The sequence below is a fragment of the Aquiflexum gelatinilyticum genome, from assembly GCF_024813435.1.
GTDB lineage: Bacteria > Bacteroidota > Bacteroidia > Cytophagales > Cyclobacteriaceae > Cognataquiflexum > Cognataquiflexum gelatinilyticum.
This window is the reverse complement of record NZ_JANAEZ010000002.1, coordinates 482,028-502,993: the sequence shown is the minus strand read 5'-3', so window position 1 is coordinate 502,993 and position 20,966 is coordinate 482,028. Positions and strand designations below refer to the sequence as shown.

At 40.7% G+C, this 20,966-nt stretch carries 12 protein-coding genes; 7 read left to right on the top strand and 5 right to left on the bottom strand.

Annotated features, from left to right (window positions below; genetic code table 11):
• Positions 1-157: 157 nt before the first annotated feature.
• Positions 158-1,183: a LacI family DNA-binding transcriptional regulator gene (locus tag NK987_RS06680; RefSeq protein WP_258422867.1), complete on the bottom strand. Its 1,026-nt coding sequence runs from the start codon at positions 1,181-1,183 to the stop codon at positions 158-160.
• Positions 1,184-2,026: 843 nt separating this feature from the next.
• On the opposite strand from NK987_RS06680, the gene NK987_RS06675 reads away from it, so the two are divergent.
• The 3 genes from NK987_RS06675 to NK987_RS06665 all read left to right on the top strand — a co-directional run bounded on the left by NK987_RS06675 (position 2,027) and on the right by NK987_RS06665 (position 8,949).
• Complete coding sequence (locus NK987_RS06675; RefSeq protein WP_258422868.1) at positions 2,027-5,089, top strand: SusC/RagA family TonB-linked outer membrane protein; 3,063 nt, start codon at positions 2,027-2,029, stop codon at positions 5,087-5,089.
• Positions 5,090-5,118: 29 nt separating this feature from the next.
• On the top strand, positions 5,119-6,639 hold the full coding sequence (locus NK987_RS06670) for a RagB/SusD family nutrient uptake outer membrane protein (protein ID WP_259263226.1): 1,521 nt from the start codon (positions 5,119-5,121) through the stop codon (positions 6,637-6,639).
• Positions 6,640-6,795: 156 nt separating this feature from the next.
• Positions 6,796-8,949: a hypothetical protein gene (locus NK987_RS06665; protein ID WP_259263225.1), complete on the top strand. Its 2,154-nt coding sequence runs from the start codon at positions 6,796-6,798 to the stop codon at positions 8,947-8,949.
• 481 nt (positions 8,950-9,430) lie between these two features.
• Here NK987_RS06665 and NK987_RS06660 read toward each other — a convergent pair whose 3' ends face one another.
• A complete protein-coding gene (locus NK987_RS06660; RefSeq protein WP_259263224.1) occupies positions 9,431-10,588 on the bottom strand; it encodes a PQQ-dependent sugar dehydrogenase in 1,158 nt (385 codons plus the stop codon).
• Positions 10,589-10,726: 138 nt separating this feature from the next.
• On the opposite strand from NK987_RS06660, the gene NK987_RS06655 reads away from it, so the two are divergent.
• A complete protein-coding gene (locus NK987_RS06655; RefSeq protein WP_259263223.1) occupies positions 10,727-11,851 on the top strand; it encodes a sugar phosphate isomerase/epimerase family protein in 1,125 nt (374 codons plus the stop codon).
• A gap of 288 nt (positions 11,852-12,139) precedes the next feature.
• Here the strand turns inward: NK987_RS06655 and NK987_RS06650 are convergent, their stop codons facing one another.
• Positions 12,140-13,381, bottom strand: a complete 1,242-nt coding sequence (locus tag NK987_RS06650) for a dipeptidase (protein ID WP_259263222.1) — start codon at positions 13,379-13,381, stop codon at positions 12,140-12,142.
• A gap of 177 nt (positions 13,382-13,558) precedes the next feature.
• Here NK987_RS06650 and NK987_RS06645 point away from each other — a divergent pair, with 177 nt between their 5' ends.
• The 3 genes from NK987_RS06645 to NK987_RS06635 all read left to right on the top strand — a co-directional run bounded on the left by NK987_RS06645 (position 13,559) and on the right by NK987_RS06635 (position 17,394).
• Positions 13,559-15,274 carry a hypothetical protein gene (locus NK987_RS06645; protein ID WP_259263221.1) on the top strand — a complete coding sequence of 572 codons (1,716 nt, stop codon included), beginning with the start codon at positions 13,559-13,561 and terminating at the stop codon, positions 15,272-15,274.
• Between the two features lie 171 nt (positions 15,275-15,445).
• Entirely contained in the window at positions 15,446-16,447 is a 1,002-nt protein-coding gene (locus NK987_RS06640) for an acyl-ACP desaturase (protein ID WP_258422876.1), read from the top strand.
• Between the two features lie 71 nt (positions 16,448-16,518).
• Positions 16,519-17,394 (top strand): pirin family protein, encoded by an 876-nt coding sequence (locus tag NK987_RS06635; RefSeq protein WP_259263220.1) that lies wholly within the window; start codon positions 16,519-16,521, stop codon positions 17,392-17,394.
• 163 nt (positions 17,395-17,557) lie between these two features.
• Here the strand turns inward: NK987_RS06635 and NK987_RS06630 are convergent, their stop codons facing one another.
• Positions 17,558-18,334, bottom strand: a complete 777-nt coding sequence (locus tag NK987_RS06630; protein WP_258422878.1) for a Rossmann-like and DUF2520 domain-containing protein — start codon at positions 18,332-18,334, stop codon at positions 17,558-17,560.
• Between the two features lie 96 nt (positions 18,335-18,430).
• The gene (ccsA, locus tag NK987_RS06625; protein ID WP_259263219.1) at positions 18,431-20,962 is read right to left on the bottom strand and encodes a cytochrome c biogenesis protein CcsA; all 2,532 of its coding nucleotides are present in this window, start codon (positions 20,960-20,962) and stop codon (positions 18,431-18,433) included.
• Between the last annotated feature and the right edge of the window lie 4 nt (positions 20,963-20,966).

The window sequence follows — 20,966 nt, the reverse complement described above, 5'->3', positions numbered from 1 at the left end:
TAAAACGTGTACTAATAAAATTTGAGAAAGAAATAGAAATAATCTAATTTTTACGCCTCAACAATCCCAAATCCAATTCTATATAGGATATAAATTTGGTTAAATGGCTAGAATAAATCAATCTTACTTTGATTGCTATCAGTTAAATTATCCCAGCTTATTTCTTCTTTGATGAAGCTCGAATTATCAATTCTGACCTCAAGGTAATTTTATTCGTGTTATGCAACATCCCTTCAGAGGGATTTTCAAGATGGTTGATCAGATTTTTCATAGCCAATTCCCCCATCTCATAGCCTGGATAATTGATCGTGGTGATGTTAGGCTCGACAAGCCTTGAAATAGCTTCATTGTTAAACCCCACAACAGCGATGTCCTCAGGTATTCTGATACCTTCCAACTTTAAATGGCGAATGCAATTTGCGGCAAAAGAATCATTAGAGACAAAAAGTCCATCCGGCAATGGATTCATCTTAAGGATTTGTTTTACAATTTCTTCACCTTTCTCCTCAATAAGGTCTGTAAAAATCACCAAATCCGGATTGAATGGAATTTCATTTTCCAAAAAGGCATATTTATAACCTCTGAGTCTGTCCGCATATACATTGTTTTTGGTTGAGCGGAGGACGTGTACAATTTTTTTGCAGCCCTGTTCTATCAAATGCTTTGTGGCATTATATGCAGCTTGAAAATTATCAATTGTAATTCCTGCGGTATTGGAATAATCAGCAATCCTATCATAAAATAATAAAGGAATTCCTTTTCTCAGAAATGGAGTAAAATGGTCCATGTTTTCGGAATCACCGGCTATTGAAACAAGTAATCCGTCAACACGGCTATTGAACATTGTTAATGCATTACTTACTTCTTTTTCATAAGATTCTAGGGATTGACTGATGATTAGATTAAAACCTGAATCATTGGCAACCTTTTCCATTCCGGCAAGAACCGAAGACTGGAAACTGGAATTGAGCCGGGGAACAATCACACCTATTTTTTTTGTCCTTTTGTTTCTAAGGTTTGCAGCAAAAACATTCGATTGGTAACCACTCTTATTTGCAGCATCAAATATTTTCTTTCTGGTATTTTCATTGACAGCAGGATGGTTGTTAAGAGCCCTGCTAACTGTAGTAGGAGAAACACCAAGATCCTTAGCAATATCATAAATTGTTGTTTCTTTATTCATTTGGGTTTTATAGAGAGTTTTTCATATCTATAAGATCAAGCACAGCTTATTTGGGTTTATTGCTTAATGCCGGTAAATGCTCCAAAAATTGGAATATTGGAATATCAGAACAAATAGATTGAAGATGAATTTTTTAACCAATAGAATGAATTTATGAAATCGGTTGTAATATAATTTAAATAAGATAAATATAAATAATAATATATAATCGGTTGAATTTTTTACTTATTACAATTTTTACTTTCCATCAATTATTTAAAAATTTAAATAAAGTTAAATAAGTTTTTTAATAATATCCAATTACAACAACCCAGATGTTCAACTTTATACATTAAGTTTAAAATATTTCATTGAAAAAAAAACATTTTTACGCACAATTTAAAGAAAATAAAAAATATTATTCCGTAAAAATTCAAAACCATTCATTTTTCAACTAGAAGAAGCATTTATAAAATTGAATCAATCAGTGCTTTTAAAATGATTTTTGATCATGAAAAAAATATTTTATGAAATCGGTTGCATAAACAATTATTTTTTTAGAAGTTTATAAAACTGATAATCCTTGACGTATTTAATGTCATGACAATAAAGCGTTTAAGGCTTCTTTGTTTAATTATCAAAAAATTAACAGTACCCAAATAACCGATTATGGAATCCTTTTTTTTAAAATCTCTCTGGACACATATTTTTTGGTTTGGCTTTTCCCAAAACCTTTTTATTGTTTTTTCTCCAATTCAAAAATTTTACCAGCTTACAATAAGGAGAAATATGCTTGTTTCTGATTTTCATTCAATTTTAAAATACCATATATCAAATTAATTATTCACATAAACCCTAAAACCTATGTACATTAAAATTTACAGTAAAAAGTTTGGGCCGCCGAAAAAAGCAAATTCGTTGCTGGCCTTATTGCTCATTTTGGGATCATTGCTACTCCCACTTAGTGCCATGGCTCAATCATTTATGGTCAAAGGCACCGTCAAATCAGGAGATGGGACAGAGACAATGCCCGGAGTAAACGTTCTTATCAAAGGAACAACCCAAGGCACTGCCACAGACATTGACGGTAACTTCTCCATTGAAGTCCCTTCTTCTGACGCTGTGTTGGTCTTTTCCTTTATTGGGTTCAAGCAGCAAGAAGTTCGTGTGGGCAACATGACCACATTATCTATCACGATGGAGCCTGACATGTCCAATCTTTCCGAAGTCATTGTTGTTGGATATGGCACGCAAGAGCGGGCCAAGGTAACCGGGGCTATCTCTTCTGTAGGATCCGAGGCTATCAGAGCACTTCCGGTACCAAACTTGGCATCTGCCATTCAAGGACGTGCAGCAGGTGTACAGGTTACGAATGCAGGTGCACCGGGAACAGACCCCATCGTAAGGGTGAGAGGTATCGGTACTGTGGGTAACAATGACCCGCTTTATGTAATCGACGGAGTACCTGCAGGAGGATTGAATCAGATCAACCCAGCAGATATCGAATCCATTGAGGTATTAAAAGACGCCTCAGCAGCAGCCATTTATGGTTCTAGGGCTGCCAATGGGGTAATTCTTGTCACTACCAAAAAAGGGGTGATTGGAAAGCCAAAGGTAACTTTGGATTCCTATTACGGTACACAACAAGCTTGGAAACAACTTGATCTATTAAACAGTGATCAGTACATTGCTTTTGGCCGTGAATTATTGGCAAACGGAAACCAGCCTGCTCCTCAAAGATTTGACAATCTTGGCGATCTCGCTAATGTTGAGACTGATTGGCAAGGGGAGATGTTCAGGTCTGCCCCTATACAAGACCACAACCTAGCCATTTCAGGAGGAACTGAAAGTGTCTTGTATAATGTATCTTTGGGTTATTTTTCTCAGGAGGGTATCATGAAAGGAACTGATTTTGAAAGGATCTCCTTCCGTTCAAATACAGATTTTAAAATTAACAAATATGTGAGTTTCGGTCAGACCTTGACTTTTGCCTATTCAAATAGAAACAACGAGCCCTTTACCGGTGGCAGAAGCCAATTGGAACACATTGTAAAGCAAGTGCCTTATATCCCCGTTAGGGACGAAACCAGGTTAGGTGGGTTTAGAGCTCCAGACCGAGTTGACGGTTCAGATCCCGAAAACCCTGTATTGAATGCAGAATTAAGAACCAATAGGCAGCAAGATTTTAAAATTCTTGGAACAGCTTACATAGATGTGATGCCTTTTGAAGGATTCAAGTACAGGTTCCTTGCAGGTATTGACATTGGAATCGGAACCAATGACCAATACACTCCAAGGTTCTTTGCCGGCGATTTTAACAACCAGCCTTTTGCTACCATTGCCCAGACCAGATCTACATTTGTTTCTCCGCTATTCAGTAACCAGTTTTCCTATGGAAAAACCATCAATAAACATAGTTTTGATGTTTTGGCAGTTATCGAACAGCAAGCATTCAGGTCTACAAACCTCAGCGGTTCCGGTCAAAATAACCTAACCAATGATGTTCGTGTACTTCAAGGTGTTCAAAATCAGGTTACTTCAGGAAGCCAAACAGATTATGCATTGATCTCTTACATTGGAAGAATCAACTATGATTATGATCAAAAGTACCTTTTCAGTGCTTCTGTTAGAAGAGATGGTGGATCAAGATTTGGACCGGGTAACAAATGGGGGACATTTCCATCTGTTTCGGTAGGATGGAGATTGAGTCAGGAAACATTCATGCAATCCTTAACTGCGATCAGTGATTTGAAAATCAGAGCGAGTTATGGGGAAACAGGAAATGATAGAATCGGTGATTATGTATACCAAGGTACAATTGATAGTAACCTTTTTTATAATTTTAATGGAAGCCTCCAAGGAGGAAGTACTATCAGCTCTCTTGCAAACGCTGACCTGAGATGGGAAAGTACTATCATGAAAAACATCGGTATGGATTTGGGATTATTCAATGACAGGTTTAATCTTTCTTTTGAATATTTTGACAATAAAACGGAAGGTATGATTCTAGGTGTTCCTATCCCTCCTTCTTTGGGATTTGACGGCGCTCCTGTTGCTAACGTGGGTACTGTGAGAAATAATGGATTGGAATTCACTTTAGGCTATAGAAAATATACAGGCGATTTTCAATTCTCAATAGATGGAAATATGGGTTTTGTGAACAATGAGCTGGTTTCCCTTGGATCGGGAAATACAATTTTCGGACCTGCATTCAATGGTGATCCTTATACATTTACAGAGGAGGGACAACCTATCGCTTATTTTTACGGATGGATTGCAGATGGAATCTACCAAACTGGCGAAAGTACATCAGCACAACCAAATGCCGCTGCGGGTGATATCAAGTTTAGAGACATCAATAATGATGGTATCATAAATGCAAATGACAGAACTAACCTTGGACATTATCTCCCTGATTTCACTTATGGTGTCAATTTCAATGGAAGTTATAAGAATTTTGACTTTACCATGTTCCTACAAGGAGTTCAGGGGAATGAAATTTTCAATAACCTGAGGTTTCACACCGAAGGAATGACTAGATTGTTCAATGCCTCTACTGTTGTATTGGACAGGTGGACTCCAAATAATACCAATACAAACGTACCTAGGGCTGTATCCGGAGATCCAAACAGAAATGCAAGGGCAAGTTCTAGGTTTGTGGAAGACGGATCCTACATGAGGGTAAAAAATATTATCATCGGTTATACGATTCCAACTGCCACACTTAATACTATTACAAATGGTTATGTAAGCCGGTTGAGGATATATTTCTTAACCCAAAATCCACTAACCTTTACCAAATATAGCGGATATGATCCTGAAATTGCGGTTAGAACAGGTATCAACACATCACTAGGTACAGGTATTGACTATGGTCAGTTCCCGGCCGCAAGAACATTCATAGGTGGTATACAGTTTACATTTTAATTATGTCTCAAAATCAAAAGCTTAAGAATATGAAAACGAGATTTATTCTTACATTAATTATTATTTTGGTAGGATTTAACTCCTGTGACGAGGATAGATTGAGTCCTACAAATCCAAATCAATTGGGGTCTGAGACATTCTACAGGACAGGTCCTCAATTGGTGGCTGCTATTAATTCGGTATATGCAGGACTCCAAGCTAACAATCTCTACAACCGAGAATATTTCTTTTTACAGGATTTATTGTCAGATGATTGTGACACAGGTGGACCACAATTAGAAGCCGCAAGGGCTCAGGTTCTAAATCATGTATTCGATGGTTCTAACCCATTGGTTGAAGCAAATTGGAGAGGATGGTACAGAGTCATTCATAGAGCCAATCTTGTTTTAGAAAATGCTGATAAGGCTACAGAAGAAATCACAGAGGACCTTAGAAGCAGGGTTATTGGTGAGGCTTATTTCCTTAGGGCGTTGGCACATTACGAATTGGTTACCCAATGGGGTGGAATTCCGTTAATGTTAAATACCGCAGAATCTCCTGACGGCAATCCTAGAGCCTCTGAAGATGAGGTCTATGCTGTCCTATTTGCTGACCTTACTGAGGCTATTAATAGATTACCGTTAAGAAGTGCTTATTCCGGTTCTGATTCGGGAAGAGCATCAAAAGGTGCAGCACAAGCTCTTGCCGCTAAAGCTCATATGTTTAGAGGAAATTACTCAGCTGCTAGGCCATTCTTACTGGAAATCGTTTCTTCCAACCAATATAGCCTTGTAGATAGGTATTTGGATAATTTTGAAGAAGAAAACGAGAACAATTCTGAATCCGTATGGGAAATCCAATTCTCAGAAGCCTTTGGAACTGCGGGAGCTTGGAATGGAAACGGTAATGGAATCGCTGAGGTAACATTTAGAGGTCAGGAATATGGTCCAACAGCGTGGAGGAATGTAATTCCAAGCTTGCCTCTTTTTAATGATTATGAAAGGGTTGCAAATGGAGCAGCCAAAGACGATCCAAGAATCAGTTATAATTTCTTTAGAATTGGGGATCCTTTTAATGGTGGATCTGAGGTATTGACTGTAGATAAAGTCCAAGGAGATACCGAAAGAGCAAGCTGGAGAAAATACCAGATGATTTATAAAAGAGGTGCAGAAAATACCCAATCAGGTATCAACTTCAGGGCAATCCGATATGCTGATGTTTTGTTAATGATGGCTGAAGTTGAAAATGAACTTTCAGGTCCTTCCGCTGCATTGCCATATATTAATCAGGTTAGAGCAAGAGCTGATGTAGCAATGCCTCCATATCCAACGGCCCAATATCCTACAAGTAGCAAGATTGAGATGTTTAGAGCAATTCAACATGAAAGAAGGGTAGAATTAGCCGGTGAACAAATAAGGAACAAAGATATCAGAAGATGGAGAAGACAGAATTTATTATCGAGTGAGCCTATTCCAAACTGGAATGTCCGTTTTGATAAACTTCCTATCCCATTAAGTGAAATCGACAATAACTCTGCTTTAACCAATGCAGATCAGAATCCCGGATATTAATCTCATCCCTGTTAATATTGAAAAGCCCGGCTTTATAGTCGGGCTTTTTGTTTTTTGAAATCTTTCAAATTTCCCGGCTTTTGTTACCGTGTTTGGAAAACCCATTTTACGAAATATTTTAAATGAATAGATTCGGATAATACTAAATAGAACCCTATGAAACCTACTTTGATCACTTTCCTTTTGGCTTTACTTTTTATATCAGAAACTTATAGCCAATCGGTTTATCTCCTTTTTGACAAATCCTCTGCTGAAGCAAATTATGCCGCAGAAAAACTAAGCTTTGAATTGGCGTCTAAAAAGTACACCTTGACTACTTCACCAAAGGATTACCATTACCTTATCAACATAGGAATTGCACCTTCAGCAAATGGTCCTGAATCATTTGAGATCAAAAGAGAAGGGAATAAAATTTCCGTTTTAGGCAGTGATGCTAGAGGGATGATATATGGGACGCTTTCCTTGACGGAATCTTTGAGAAATGGATCATCCCTGAAAGAAATAGAGTATAAAACCGAAAAACCACATTTTCCCTTAAGGGCAATAAAACACAATACCTCCTGGTATTCATACAGGCCTAGTTCAGCCCTTGACCTACACACTGAAACCTTGAAGGACGTAAAATATTGGGAAGCATTTTTGGATATGATGGTAGAAAACCGGTTCAATTCGCTTTCAATCTGGAACCTACACCCTTTTGTGTTTATGATTCAGGCAAAGAATTTTCCCGAGGCAAGTCCCTTTTCTCCCAAAGAAATGGAGGAATGGAAAAAGCTGCATAAATCAATTTTCAAAATGGCAAAGGAAAGGGCGATAGAAACCTATATTATCCCTTTCAATATTTTTGTCAGCCACGAGTTTGCCAATGCGCACAATATTGCCCAAAAGAATGTTTATCCAAATTATTACGTACCAGGCGATACTTCAGAATTGGTAAAAAGATACACAAGAGAAAGTGTCACGCAAGTCCTGCAGGAATACCCAGAACTGACAGGATTTGGATTGACTCTCGGCGAAGGGATGGCAGGAATGACTCCTCAGCAACGTGAAGATTGGATGTTTGATACTTATATTGAGGGCATGCGATTGGCCGGCAGACCGTCCAAATTGGTACACCGTATTCCCTTTTCAAGTACTACGGAATCTCTTGGGGCAACCAGTGTAGATCTGGAAAGACTGACACGTAAAGCGATTGAAAAAGAGGCAAAACTGGATTTTATAGATGGTCCGATTTGGGCAGACCTGAAGTATAACTGGTCACATGCCCATTCCACTCCCAAGCTTGTCAAAGTTCACGGTGGAGAAATGTTTGACACTTTTTACAATCCCTTGCCGGAAGGCTATAAGATTACCTATACTGCAAGGAATGAGGATTTCTTTGCTTTGAGATGGGGAGTTCCACAATTTGTCAGAGACCATATTGCCCTGAATAGCCATTCTTATGTTGGTGGCTATTTTGTGGGTTCAGAAACTTATATCCCCGCCAAAGATTATTTTACAGCTGTAGAAGGTCCGGTTGATTGGGATTTTGCTTTTCAGAGACAATGGCTTTTTTACAAAATATGGGGAAGGTTGCTGTACAATCCAGAAACTCCTGATGAAGTTTTTGCAGCTACCTATACCAATAAATATGGAGTGGATGGGGATAAATTATTGGAAGCAATGTCTTTGGCTTCCTCCACTCAAATGAAAATCGGTTCTCTTTATGATTCAAGATGGGATTTTACACTCTATGGAGAAGGATTGATGGCCTTGGTCGGTGACAGCACCAATTATATTTCCGCCGATATCCTGATCAATCAGCCCACGCTCGATCCCGATTATGTGTCTGTCAAAGATTATGTTTTAGCCAAAAAATCAGGAAAGGAATTTGGGAAGGAGAAAATCACCCCTACGGTTTTGGTAGAGATGTTGGAAAGTGATTGCATAAAGGCATTGGAACTTATCAAGGAGATTTCAACCAAAGACAACAATTCTTTGATGTATGAATTGGCGGATATAAAAATCTGGGCGAATCTTGGGCTACACTTGGCAGAGAAAATTAAAGGATCAATTTCGCTACAATCCTACCGGGAAGGTCTTGGAGCGAATCATCAGGCTGAAGCTGTAACCTCCTTTACCAATGCCCTTGAGTATTGGGACAAAATCATTGCTATTTCCAGACCGATATACAAAGATATGCCCCTCGCCCATTACAATGGCAGCAGTCACGACAGGAATGAAAACAACTTATTTCATTGGGCATTGATCAGGGATGAGGTGGCTTATGATATTGAAATCGCAAAATCAGCGGTTGTTAAGATCCAGTAGGTTTGGGGTTATTGGTTAATAGGAAATATTTATTTGGATAAGAATTCCGTCGGAAAAATTGATAATAACAAGAGAATCAGTAAAAGAATCCACTATATAGGAATATCAGGGGGGGTAAGCTCGCACTATCCCTTACTTTGGTACTACTTTGGTATTACTTTGCTACTACTTTGGTACGGCTTTGCTCCTACTTTAAAACAGGTTTAAAGTGGATTTGAGAAGCAGGTTAGGATGGTTTGATACTAAGAATTAAATTTAAAAAAGGTGGCCTGAGGAAAGTCAACTTTGAAATACGAAGGAAAAAGGTTGGAAAATGGTTCCTACGGTTAGTGGAGGCACTAACCGGGGGCCTTACCAAAACTAGTCCAATAAATGAAGGATTGAAAAAAGCTGGAATTAGCCTGAAGACCTACCTTAAAAGAATCTAAAAAGCCCTGTCATCATTTAATCTGACAGGGCTTATTATATACAAAATGTCTTATTATCGCTGAGGAATCAGCTTCACCATGAGGCCTGTTGCCTCAGTCACTGCATAAATATAACCATCAGGACTTTCAGACACTTGCCTTACACGTCCGATGTCTTTCAACAATGTCTCCTGACCAACATATTTAGTGCCGTCCAATTCAACTCTTGCAATCTGCATTCCCGCAAGACCTCCTACCAATATGTTTCCTTTCCACTCAGGATACCTGTCTGAAGTCACAATCGCCAATCCACATGTTGCAATGGAAGGCACCCAATAGGTTACAGGCTGTTCCATGCCCTCTTTCTCGGTCAATTCAGTCAGGATGGTTCCGTCATAATTGATCCCGTAAGAGATGACCGGCCAACCGTAGTTTTTGCCTTTTTCGATCAGGTTCAATTCGTCACCACCTTTTGGTCCATGTTCGACAGCCCAAAGACGGTTGTTGGCCTTGTCATAAATCATGCCTTGTGGATTTCTGTTTCCGTAAGTCCAGATCGAAGGAGAAGCACCGGGAGTATTGACAAATGGATTGTCTTCCGGAATTCTGCCATCATCATAGATTCTGTGGATTTTTCCGTGGTCATTGTCCAATTCCTGTGCGTTGGCAGGTCTTGACCCTTTGTCTCCATTGGAGAAATACAAATAGCCGTCATTGTCAAAGACTATCCTTGAACCAAAGTGTCTTCCGCCTTCCCACTCAGGTCCACAGACAAAGACCTCTTCCAATCCTTCCAATGCATTACCGTTCAGTTTTGCTCTTGCGATGACTAAGACTTCTCCTTTGCCTTGCTTTTTAGCATAAGACATGTATATCCAACCGTTTTCATCATACTTTGGATGAGCCTTTATATCTAAAAGGCCGGCTTGATTGACAGTACTTACCTCAGGAACTCCTGTTAATTTCTCTCCGGTAAATTTATCATCTTTGAAAATCAGGATTTCACCTTTCTTTTCGGTCACCAACATTCTTCCATCAGGAAGCCAAGTCATGCCCCAAGGATTTTCAAATTGCGTGTAAAGGGTATCAACCTGGATGGTAAGTTTTTCCGTCACCACTGCATAGGGACTAGGTTCAACTTTTTCTTCAAGCTGAGTATTATTTGAACAGGAAGAAAAACCCAAAATAAGGCTTCCTCCCAAAATAAAAGATAAGTTCTTAAGTGTTTTCATTTTTTGGTGAGTAGATTATCCTCAAAATTAAGCAATTATCCCTGAAAATGTTTTTTCGATTTGATAAGCGGACGGCATTGGCAGGATTTGGCTTTTAAAACCAAAACAGGGTATTTATCTTTAAAAAAAACTACTACTATGAGCAATCAGATTTGGATCATGACTTCCGCATTTGACCAATTGGATTTGGATCAAACCATCACCAAAGCAACCGAAATCGGAGTTCAGGGATTGGATGTCTGTGTTTTCAGAAAAGACGGTACTAGGGATGACTTTGTGGCAACTCATATGGATTATGAAAACTTCGATCCCGAGGCTGCCAGTAAGATGATCGACAAGTTCAATGCCGCCGGACTTCGGCTTTCCATCGGTGCTTTTGAAAACCTGATTGGCGGAGATCCTTTTCACAAGGTAAAAAACCAAAACCACCTGCTGAAACTGATCCGGATGGCTTACCTGATGGGCGGAGATGAGAATGATGTGAAAGTGGGAACTTTTGTGGGTTACAACCATGAATTGGGCATCCAAGAAAATGGTTACGAGAAAAATCTCGAAGAATACCAAAAGGTTTTCACTCCCATCATCAAATATGCGGAAGACCTTGGCGTCACCGTCTTATATGAAAACTGTCCCATGGAAGGTTGGCGCTCTTCAGGTTACTCCACGACATACAACAACCTGACAGGAGTCCTAGCGGCCAGGAAAATCATGTACGACCTGATCCCAAGCAAAAACCACGGGGAAATCTATGACCCTTCGCATGATGTCTGGCAGCATACCGATCCTTTGGAAGTGATCAGACATACCGATATGTCAAGGCTAAAACGCATCCATGTGAAGTCGACGAGAAACAATTCAGATCCATTTTGGGGAAATATGTACCCCATGCAACGGGTCAAACCCGAATGGGCGGCAAAAGCAGGAATCCCATCTAGTCAAAATGAATGGGACAGACACCATTACGAGGCGACTTTACCTGGTTTTGGGTTGGGGGATAGCATGGATTGGAGAGCCTTTGTCAATATCCTGAAGGAAAAAGGTTTTTCAGGACCATTTGAAATCGAGAATGAGGCCAAATTGTCCAAGCAAACAGGAAAAATGGGAGCTATTGTCCAAGGCTGCAAAGCTGCAGTGCAGAATTTGGCGCCTTTGCTTTGGGAATTGTCCGACAATGGATTTGAATACCCAAAGTCAGAGATCAAGCCATTGAAGCAAATCGGGAATAAGGATATTCCGGTGGTGAGTATGGACAAATTGATATAGTAAGGGTTCAGGCCGGAACCAAGAGAATTCCCTTCCCATTTCGGTGTAGATGATTCTCCTTCTTAGAAAATCTGTGACCGAAATACAAAGAGAATCATATTTCTTTTAACCTCGTGCGACGGTGCACCCAGATTGGTGAAAGTATAAAATCAGATTAGCACCTTGCACAGGGCTACCGATATTTTGCCCCGATGGGGCTGTTAGTTTATGGTCCGGTCCAAGAAATATCCCAATATCAATTTAGTATCGACCAATATCAGGGCGAAATACAGATATCTGATCCATAACTTATTTCCCTGAAGCCGCAATCACCGCATCCCAAACCCTGAAAATATTCTTGTAACAGATTTTTTCGATGTCTTCTTTGGAATATCCACGCTTGAGAAGTTCAGCTATAAGGTTGGGATACATCGATACATCCTTGAGTCCGGTTGGCAGGCTATCCCCCACCCCGTCGAAATCAGAACCCAAACCCACGTGGTCGATTCCTACCAAAGCCACTACATGGTCAAAATGGTCAGCCACTTTTTCCACATTTGGGAATGGATTATTCTCTGCAGAGTATTTTTCGATATAGGCCACAGCTGCCGAATCAGTCCTGCTTAGACCGTTTTCTGCAAGCCAATTGACAATATGCTCCCGAACTGCTCCGGACTTTTCATTATATTCTCCATCGACAAAGCTTCCCCCAAAGTTGATCATGATCACACCACCGTTTTTGCCAAGGGCTTTGATCATGTCATCGGCCATATTCCTTTCAAACCCGGGAGTAAATTTCCTTGCTGAGGAGTGGGACGCGATGACGGGAACATCAGTCACTTTCATCACATCGTAAAATGTGCTGTCCGACACGTGTGAAATGTCCACCATGATCCCAACCTTATTCATTTCTTTGACAACGGCTACTCCATAGTCACTCAAGCCATTGTGCGTCCGCGTGGTATCGTAAGAGGAATCCCCGATCAGGTTGTCCGTTCCATGGGTGAGTGTGATATACCGGATCCCACGGTCATAAAAATATTGGACATTGTTGATGTCATCTTCGAGCGCAGCCCCATTTTCCATTCCCATCGGAAATGAAACCTTACCCTCCTGGGTATTTTTCTCAATATCCGAAGGAGAATAAGCCATTGCAAATTTGTCAGGCCATGTATTTACCAACCTTTCTGTCATCAAAATCAATGAATCCGCCAAAACCTTTGCCCCTCCCCTGTCTTGGTAGCCTGAAGGAATATAAATCGACATAAACGGCGCGTCCAAGCCCCCTTCTTTTGATCTAGGAAAATCAAAATTACCGCCATCAGTCCGGACTGATACATCCAAGATCTCCCGCTGTAGGGTAAAACCACCGACTTTCATCCTGTATGGAAGATCCACATGCCCATCTACCATGATGGTATTTTGGGCCATTTCTATAGCGGCAGCGAGTCTTTCCTCATCTGACAGCAGGGTATAATCTATGGTTTCGGTTTTTTGGGCACAGCCAAAAACAAAAGCTGAGGCAATCAATACAAGCAGGGGTTTTCTCATAGCAGGTCAATTTAAAATATTAAAGTAAAAATTTCAGGATAATTTATTTTCCCTGATTGACAGACGGTCAGAATTTGATAAAAAAAGGATTTTATATCCGTTTATGTAATAGATTTTTCTACTTGAATCCTATAAATGGAAATTTGGCTAAATTGAAAGAAACCAAAGAAGATTCCTATGAGGCTGCTGTCTTTCCTGATGTTATTGCTGATTGTTTCGTGCAATGCCCCGACTACCCCATCTGCCAAGATTACAATCGAGCCGGAATTAGCCGAAGGCATAAAAGACGGTAGGCTGTTGCTGCTTTTTCACCATGATGAAAAAACAGAGCCGAGGTTTGCGGTGTCAGATGATGTCACTTCTGCCCAAGTGATGGGGATGGATTTTGAAGATTATCAGGCTGGGAACTCATTGTCTTTTGATTTTGGAACATTTGGATATCCCATCGAAAACTGGCAGGAAATCCCTGCAGGAGACTATTGGGTGCAGGCTTTTATTGTAAAGCACGAGACATTCAACCGGGCAGGTGGGCATGTCATCAAGATGCCTGTCGACCAATGGGAAGGCAGACAGTGGGCAAGAACTCCAGGAAATGTCTACAGCACTCCACAAAAAATCTCTTGGGATGGAGAATCAGGGGTAGACATCCATATTGACCAAATTATTCCCCCTGTTGCTGAACCGGAAGACACAGAATTTATCAAGCACATCAAATTCAAAAGTGAGTTGCTTTCTGACTTTTGGGGAAGGGATATTTACCTAGGCGCCCACGTTTTATTACCTAGGGATTTTGATAAGAATCCCAATGAATATTATCCTTTGATGATTTATCATGGGCATTTCCCCTCTGATTTTGGAGGATTCAGGACCACTCCACCTGACGAAAACATCGAAGAAACCTACAATGCGAGGTTCAACATTTACGGCTATGAAAAAATTGAACAGCAGGAGGCTTATGATTTTTACCAGAAATGGATTTCCCCAGATTTCAAAAAATTTATCGTCATAGAAATCCAACATGCCAATCCATTCTATGATGACAGCTATGCTGTAAATTCCCAAAATATTGGTCCTTATGGAGACGCCATCACTTACGAACTGATCCCACATATTGAGGAGCAATTCCGGGGAATCGGAGAAGGCTGGGCAAGGTTCACCTATGGGGGTTCGACCGGAGGATGGGAAGCTTTGGCTGTACAAGTGATGTATCCCAAAGAATACAACGGCTGCTTTGCTGCTTGTCCTGATCCGATTGATTTCCGTGCCTTTACTACTGTAAACATTTATGAAGATCAAAATGCCTATTACCTGAATGGACCATTTCGAACTACCGACCGTGTTGGAAAAAGAAATTACCTAGGACATGTATCTGCTATGGTCAAAGACATGAACCACAAGGAACTAGCTCTCGGCGGTACCAAAACCCGGTCCGGCGACCAATGGGATGTTTGGCAGGCAGTCTACTCCCCTGTCGGAGAAGATGGCTATCCAAAACCGATTTGGGACAGGTATTCCGGAGAAATTGACAAAGAAGTGGCCAACCATTGGAAAGAAAATTTTGACCTTCGCTATATCATGGAAAGGGATTGGTCTAAGTTGGGGAAGGATTTGGAAGGGAAAATCCACATTTACTGCGGGGATATGGATAATTACTACCTGAATAATGCCGTTTATCTTACTGAGGAGTTCCTCGAAAAAACTTCTGAACCTTATTATGGCGGTGAGGTTAAATACGGGGACCGCGCCGAACACTGTTGGAACGGTGACCCTACACAACCAAATTATATCACCCGCCTCAGGTACAATACCATGTATTTAGACAAAATCGGCAAAAGACTCGAAGAGACGGCACCTTCTAATTTCAACCAAAAAACCTGGACACTGACAAAATAATCAATTGTAAAATAGAGAAACCCGTTTCAGAAATTGGGTTTCTTAGTACCTAATGACACTAAATGTGATTACCTTTACTTAGAATTTATATAAATTATACGATTGCAGCCTTTTATGAATACCCCATCCCAACTTGGCAAGGAGGGTTTTAAAGGCAAAAAATAAAAAGTCATGAATAATTCAGAAAATATCAATTACGAACTAGAAAAAAACATGGAGGTCATTTCCCAGCTGGATGGCTTCGTCAACAATGCTGTTGAAACAATATTGGTAGACCCGGATGAATGCTGGCAACCCTCTGATTTTTTACCCGACATGGGTCAACCTGATGCTTTTGACGAGGTCAAAAAACTACAGGAAAGAGCAGCCGGAATCCCGGATACTATCATCACTTCTCTCATCGGCAACATGATTACCGAAGAGGCGCTTCCAAGCTATCAGACCTATTTCAACTTATTGGAAGGAATCAATGTAGAAGGAAGTCTTCTGAGCAACTCTGGTTGGGTAAGATGGTCAAAAGCATGGACTGCAGAGGAAAACCGTCATGGTGACCTTCTCAACAAATACCTCTACCTCTCAGCACGTGCGGATATGAAAAAAGTAGAGCAGACTATACACAGGCTGATTTACAACGGATTTGATCCAAAATCAGAAAAGGATCCTTACCAGGCCATGATTTATACCTCATTTCAGGAGAGAGCCACCAAAATATCCCATGTCAATACCGGTAAATTGGCGGACAAGGCCGGAGATGATGTACTTTCACGAATCTGCAAAACCATTGCAGGAGATGAAGCAAGACATGAAAAGGCCTATAAAAGCTTCATGAGTCAAATTTTTGAAATTGACCCGAACGGAGCTATTCTTGCATTTGAGAAAATGATGCGCAAACAGATCGTCATGCCTGCAGTCTTGATGGGAAAAGGAAGCAGCAACCCTACTCTTTTTGATCAATTCTCTGCGATTACCCAAAAAATCGGTGTTTACACCGGTTGGGACTATGCCCGAATCATCGAACACCTGGTCAAACTTTGGGACATTCAAAACCTCACCGGCTTGAACGATGTGGCCTCCAAAGCGCAGGATTACCTTGCACATCTTTCGGACAGGTATATGAGACTGGCCGACAGGATGAAAGCACCTGATGAAATCTCCCTAGCTTGGTTAAAATAATAAACAGAACCTGAAGAAATTCAGGTTTTTTTTTGCCTTGAGGGGAACAATTATGAATGAAAACATATTGAATGTTTATACATACAATTAAAGCCATGACCATCAAAGAAATACATCCTGCCAGCTACCATCCCATTGCAGATCTCATTACTTACAACCCGCTTCCCTCTGAGAAGCTCAGGCAAATTGATCCATTTATATTTTTGAACCACCACGGCTTCCAAACCTACCCAAAGAATAACCGTGGACTTCCTTTTGGGCCACATCCCCACAGAGGAATGGAAACGGTCACTTTTATCCTTGCCGGTGATATTATGCATCAGGATTCGGGAGGACATGAATCAGTTATAGCATCAGGTGGGATTCAATGGATGACGGCCGGAAGGGGACTGATTCATTCAGAAGTCTCTTCTTCTGCATTCAAAAAGGAAGGCGGTGATCTGGAAATACTGCAGCTTTGGATCAACCTTCCTGCTAAGCTGAAAATGACCGAACCAAGATACGTTGGTCTGCAAAAAGAAGAAATCAACCATTTCGAACTATCCGAAGGAAAAGTATCTGTTCAAATGATTGTTGGTGATTGGGATGGAAATCAAGGTTCATTTGAAACATTGAGTCCGATGTTCCTGAGCACCATCACCATGGCTAAAGGAGGTAAATTCAATAAATCAATTCCTGTTGGAGAAAACGTATTTTTCTATTTAGTCCGTGGAGAGGTCAAGATTTTGGGTGAGAAAATCCCTTTCAGAAATCTTGTGGAATTTACCAACGATGGCGGAAATTTATCTGTAGAAGCTTTTGAAGATTCGGTTCTGATTTTTGGCCATGCGAAACCTTTCAACGAACCCATGGTAGCCCAAGGGCCATTTGTCATGAACACCCAACAGGAAATCATGGAGGCATACCGCGATTATCAGCAAGGGAAATTTGGAACTTGGAAACATTAAAAAAAATGTGTGGCTGCCCTTTGAAAGGCAGCCACCCGATATATTAAAAAATCCTAAACTAAAATCATTTATTAAAACAGTAAAGCTGAAAAAGTTGCTTAATCACCCGTATCAAATATACCGGATCTTCAACCTTTAAAAAATACCCTAAAGGGGGTATTTTTTAATAAGAATCGATAATATCCTGGGAAATAAGCTTATATAACTCAGCTATCTGTTCATTGTAGTTCAAAAATTGGTAGTGGGCATCCAAGGTATTAAAGTCCACCCGTCTTGCCGGTCCTGTCTGTGCGCGCTTGGCACCCAATTCCAGACTTTTACTGATGGTTTCTATGATAAGTGGTTTGAGCATTTCGAAGTCCAAACCCTGACGCGCCATGACTTCTTCTGATATTCTCAACATGTGGTTCGAAAAATTACTGGCAAAAACCGCCGCTACATGCAAAGCCATTCTGTCTTTGGACTTGATCAGATATTGGTTAGGGGACAATGATTTTGCAAGTTTTTTTAATTTTTGGAGCGCGGCTTGGTCCTCAGATTCCAAGAGAAACGGGACATCGCCAAAGTCAATTTTTCTTTCTTTGCTGAATGTCTGTAAGGGGTAAAAGATTCCTGTAAAAGTCGCTGAACTATAGCCCAACACATCTAATGGCACTGCTCCTGAAGTATGCACCAGGATACTTTCTTCCGGCAAAATGATTTCATCTGCAATTTCAGAAATAGCTTGATCGCTTACAGCCAAAATAAATATCTCGGCCTCTGATTCTGAAAAATCGAGGTCATCTTTTGCATCTGCAGTATATAACCTTGCAGTTAGTTTTTCGGCGTCCGCAAGACTCCGTGCATAAATTTCTGTAATGGTATGACCTGCTTCTTCCAAGGCAGGTGCCAAATGCCAGGCAACGTTGCCGGTTCCCAATATCGCAATCTTAAATTTCATAGATGAAATATATACCTTTTACCGTGATTCTAAAAAACCATAAAGCCCTAAAGAAGGTATCCTTAGGGCTTTATGGTTTTGAACTTAGTCAGGAATTTAGGCTTCCATTCCTTTATCCCTCATTTTTTTGAACTCATCATACCTTCTGTAGATGGCTACACAAAAGCCTATCAGCATCAGGATCGTTCCTGCCCAAAGGATATTGATTTGAGGCATCAATATGGCCTTCAATACCACATAGTCTTTTTGGTACCTGTTGACTTTGAAAGAAAATGTATTTGTTTCCGGTTTGATATTCTCCAATTCAACCTTGACACCGAGTTCGTTGTCTATGGCGGCAATCTTTCCGACCTGATTGTCCCGGATGATGAAAACAGGCTCCAAACGCTTTTCAACATCATAATCCATGACCACCAACTTGGCTTTTACTGCTACATCTCCCTCTCTTAAATCCAAACCGTCGACCTGACTGAGAACTTCTCCACCTTCAAATGTGGTCACAAAGTCAGAGATATAGAACGTCTCCCCCGGAGCTACTTCATAGAATTCATCTTCCCGCCATTCCGGATCTTCATAATCATTGATCGCAGAGACGTATGTGTACAAATCCCTGTTTACAAACCTTTTGGAATCCGGAGAGGATATCAAACCCATGGAGGTATTGAATTGCGACATGGGATTTAATGAAAATTGGTAGACTGAATCCTTGTAGTAATCTATCTGGAAATAATCATTTTCTTCCAAGACAATATTCACTTTATCTCCTTTAGAAAAATAGGTTCTACCCCTAGCCATGATATCTTCCAAGGCAATGGCCTCATTGATTTCCCCAGTAGATTTGAGTTGCTTGACGTTCACAAATCCGGGTACACCAACCACTTTTTTCTGTCTGCCACGATAGACTGCAGTGTAATCTTTGATTTGCGTGGGCTTATTGATCCAAAGCAGGACGTGCTCTTTGTTCATTTCTTCCTCCCACGAATTACTATAAGTCAATCCTGATAAATTGTAAGAAATGATCTCTGAATATCCCGAGGAAAACATGATTCCGATCAAGATCATCCCAAGACCGATGTGTGCCAAAGAACCACCGGCCAATTTGAAAGTAGATTTTCTTACTAGTTTGATCAAAATGGAGGAATTGGCGACGATGGTAAATACAGAGGCCAAAACAACTATGATGTAGGGGATGTCATAAACTTTACCAAAAACAATGATCAGCGCCGAGATGATTACCGAGATGATATAAGGCATTACAAGGGCTTCTCGCAGGGCTTTTGGATCCATTTTGTTCCACCAAAAAAACTGTCCTACAGCTGTCAGCAAAGCCACTGCCACTGCAAACCAAAGTTGGAATTTGGTATAAAAACCAATCTGATCCGCAGGAGGCGCCATGTTGGAGATGCCTCCGAAACTTTCTACCAAAGCATTCCAAACAGGAATGGAAGTAGGGAGGATTACCTGAAAGGCCATCAAGGCCAACGTCGTTGCACCAATAAAAATCCAGAATTCTCGGGAATAAACAGAAGCTTCTTTGTCAGAAGTCGGGATATGTTTCCAGTTTTTTGCTGCCAGAAAAACTGCAATGACAAGAAAGAACAGCATGTAAATCAACAACTGACCTGACAAACCCAAGTCTGTAAAGGAGTGAACCGAAGAATCACCCAATACCCCACTCCTCACGAGGAAGGTGGCATACAATACCAAAATGAAAGAGGCAATGACCAAGACGATGGAAGACTTCAATGCAGTACTGCTTTTCTTGAAAGTGATCATGGTATGGATTGCTGCTACCATGATCAGCCATGGGACATAAACGGCATTTTCGACAGGATCCCAATTCCAATAGCCACCAAAATTCAAGGTGACATATGCCCAATAAGCACCCATGATGATCCCCATTCCGAGGATCATGGCAGAGAACTGTGCCCAAGGTAATGCAGGACGCACCCACTCAGAATATCTTTTGGTAGCCAATCCACCCATCAAAAAGGCAAACGGAACCAAAGTGGAAGCATATCCGAGAAACAAAGTCGGAGGGTGGATCACCATCCAGATATTTTGAAGCAAAGGATTCAGACCGGTTCCATCTTCCGGCTTAAAGTCAGGATTGATCTGGAAAATCGGTGCGGAGACAGCATCTCTCAAAAGAATAAACGGCGAACTACCGATCTTCAAATCTCCGATCACCACACCCAAAATCATGGATACAAGGAATGCCTGAACCAAAGCAAATACGATCATCACAGGACCTTCCCAGAATTTGTTGGTATGGATCAAAACCAATCCCAAAACCACATTCCAAACTATCCAAAGGATAAATGCCCCTTCTTGACCTTCCCAAAAACTGGAGATCATATAATGGACTGGAAGCGCTTTGGAAGAATGGGAATAGGCGTAGAAATATTCGAATCTGTGGTTATAGATAATCTCAAAAAGTGCAAATGCCACAGTTATACTTGCAAAAGAATGAATGTAAAAAGTAACCCGGCTGAACTGTCGCCAATTGGCTTTGTCCAATTCCTGTGCAATCGTGTATTGATAATAAGAGTAGGCAGTAATCAAGGCACTGACAAAAGCAAGAATCAATGCAAAGTGGCCTAAATTACCTATAAAGGTATTGATCATATTA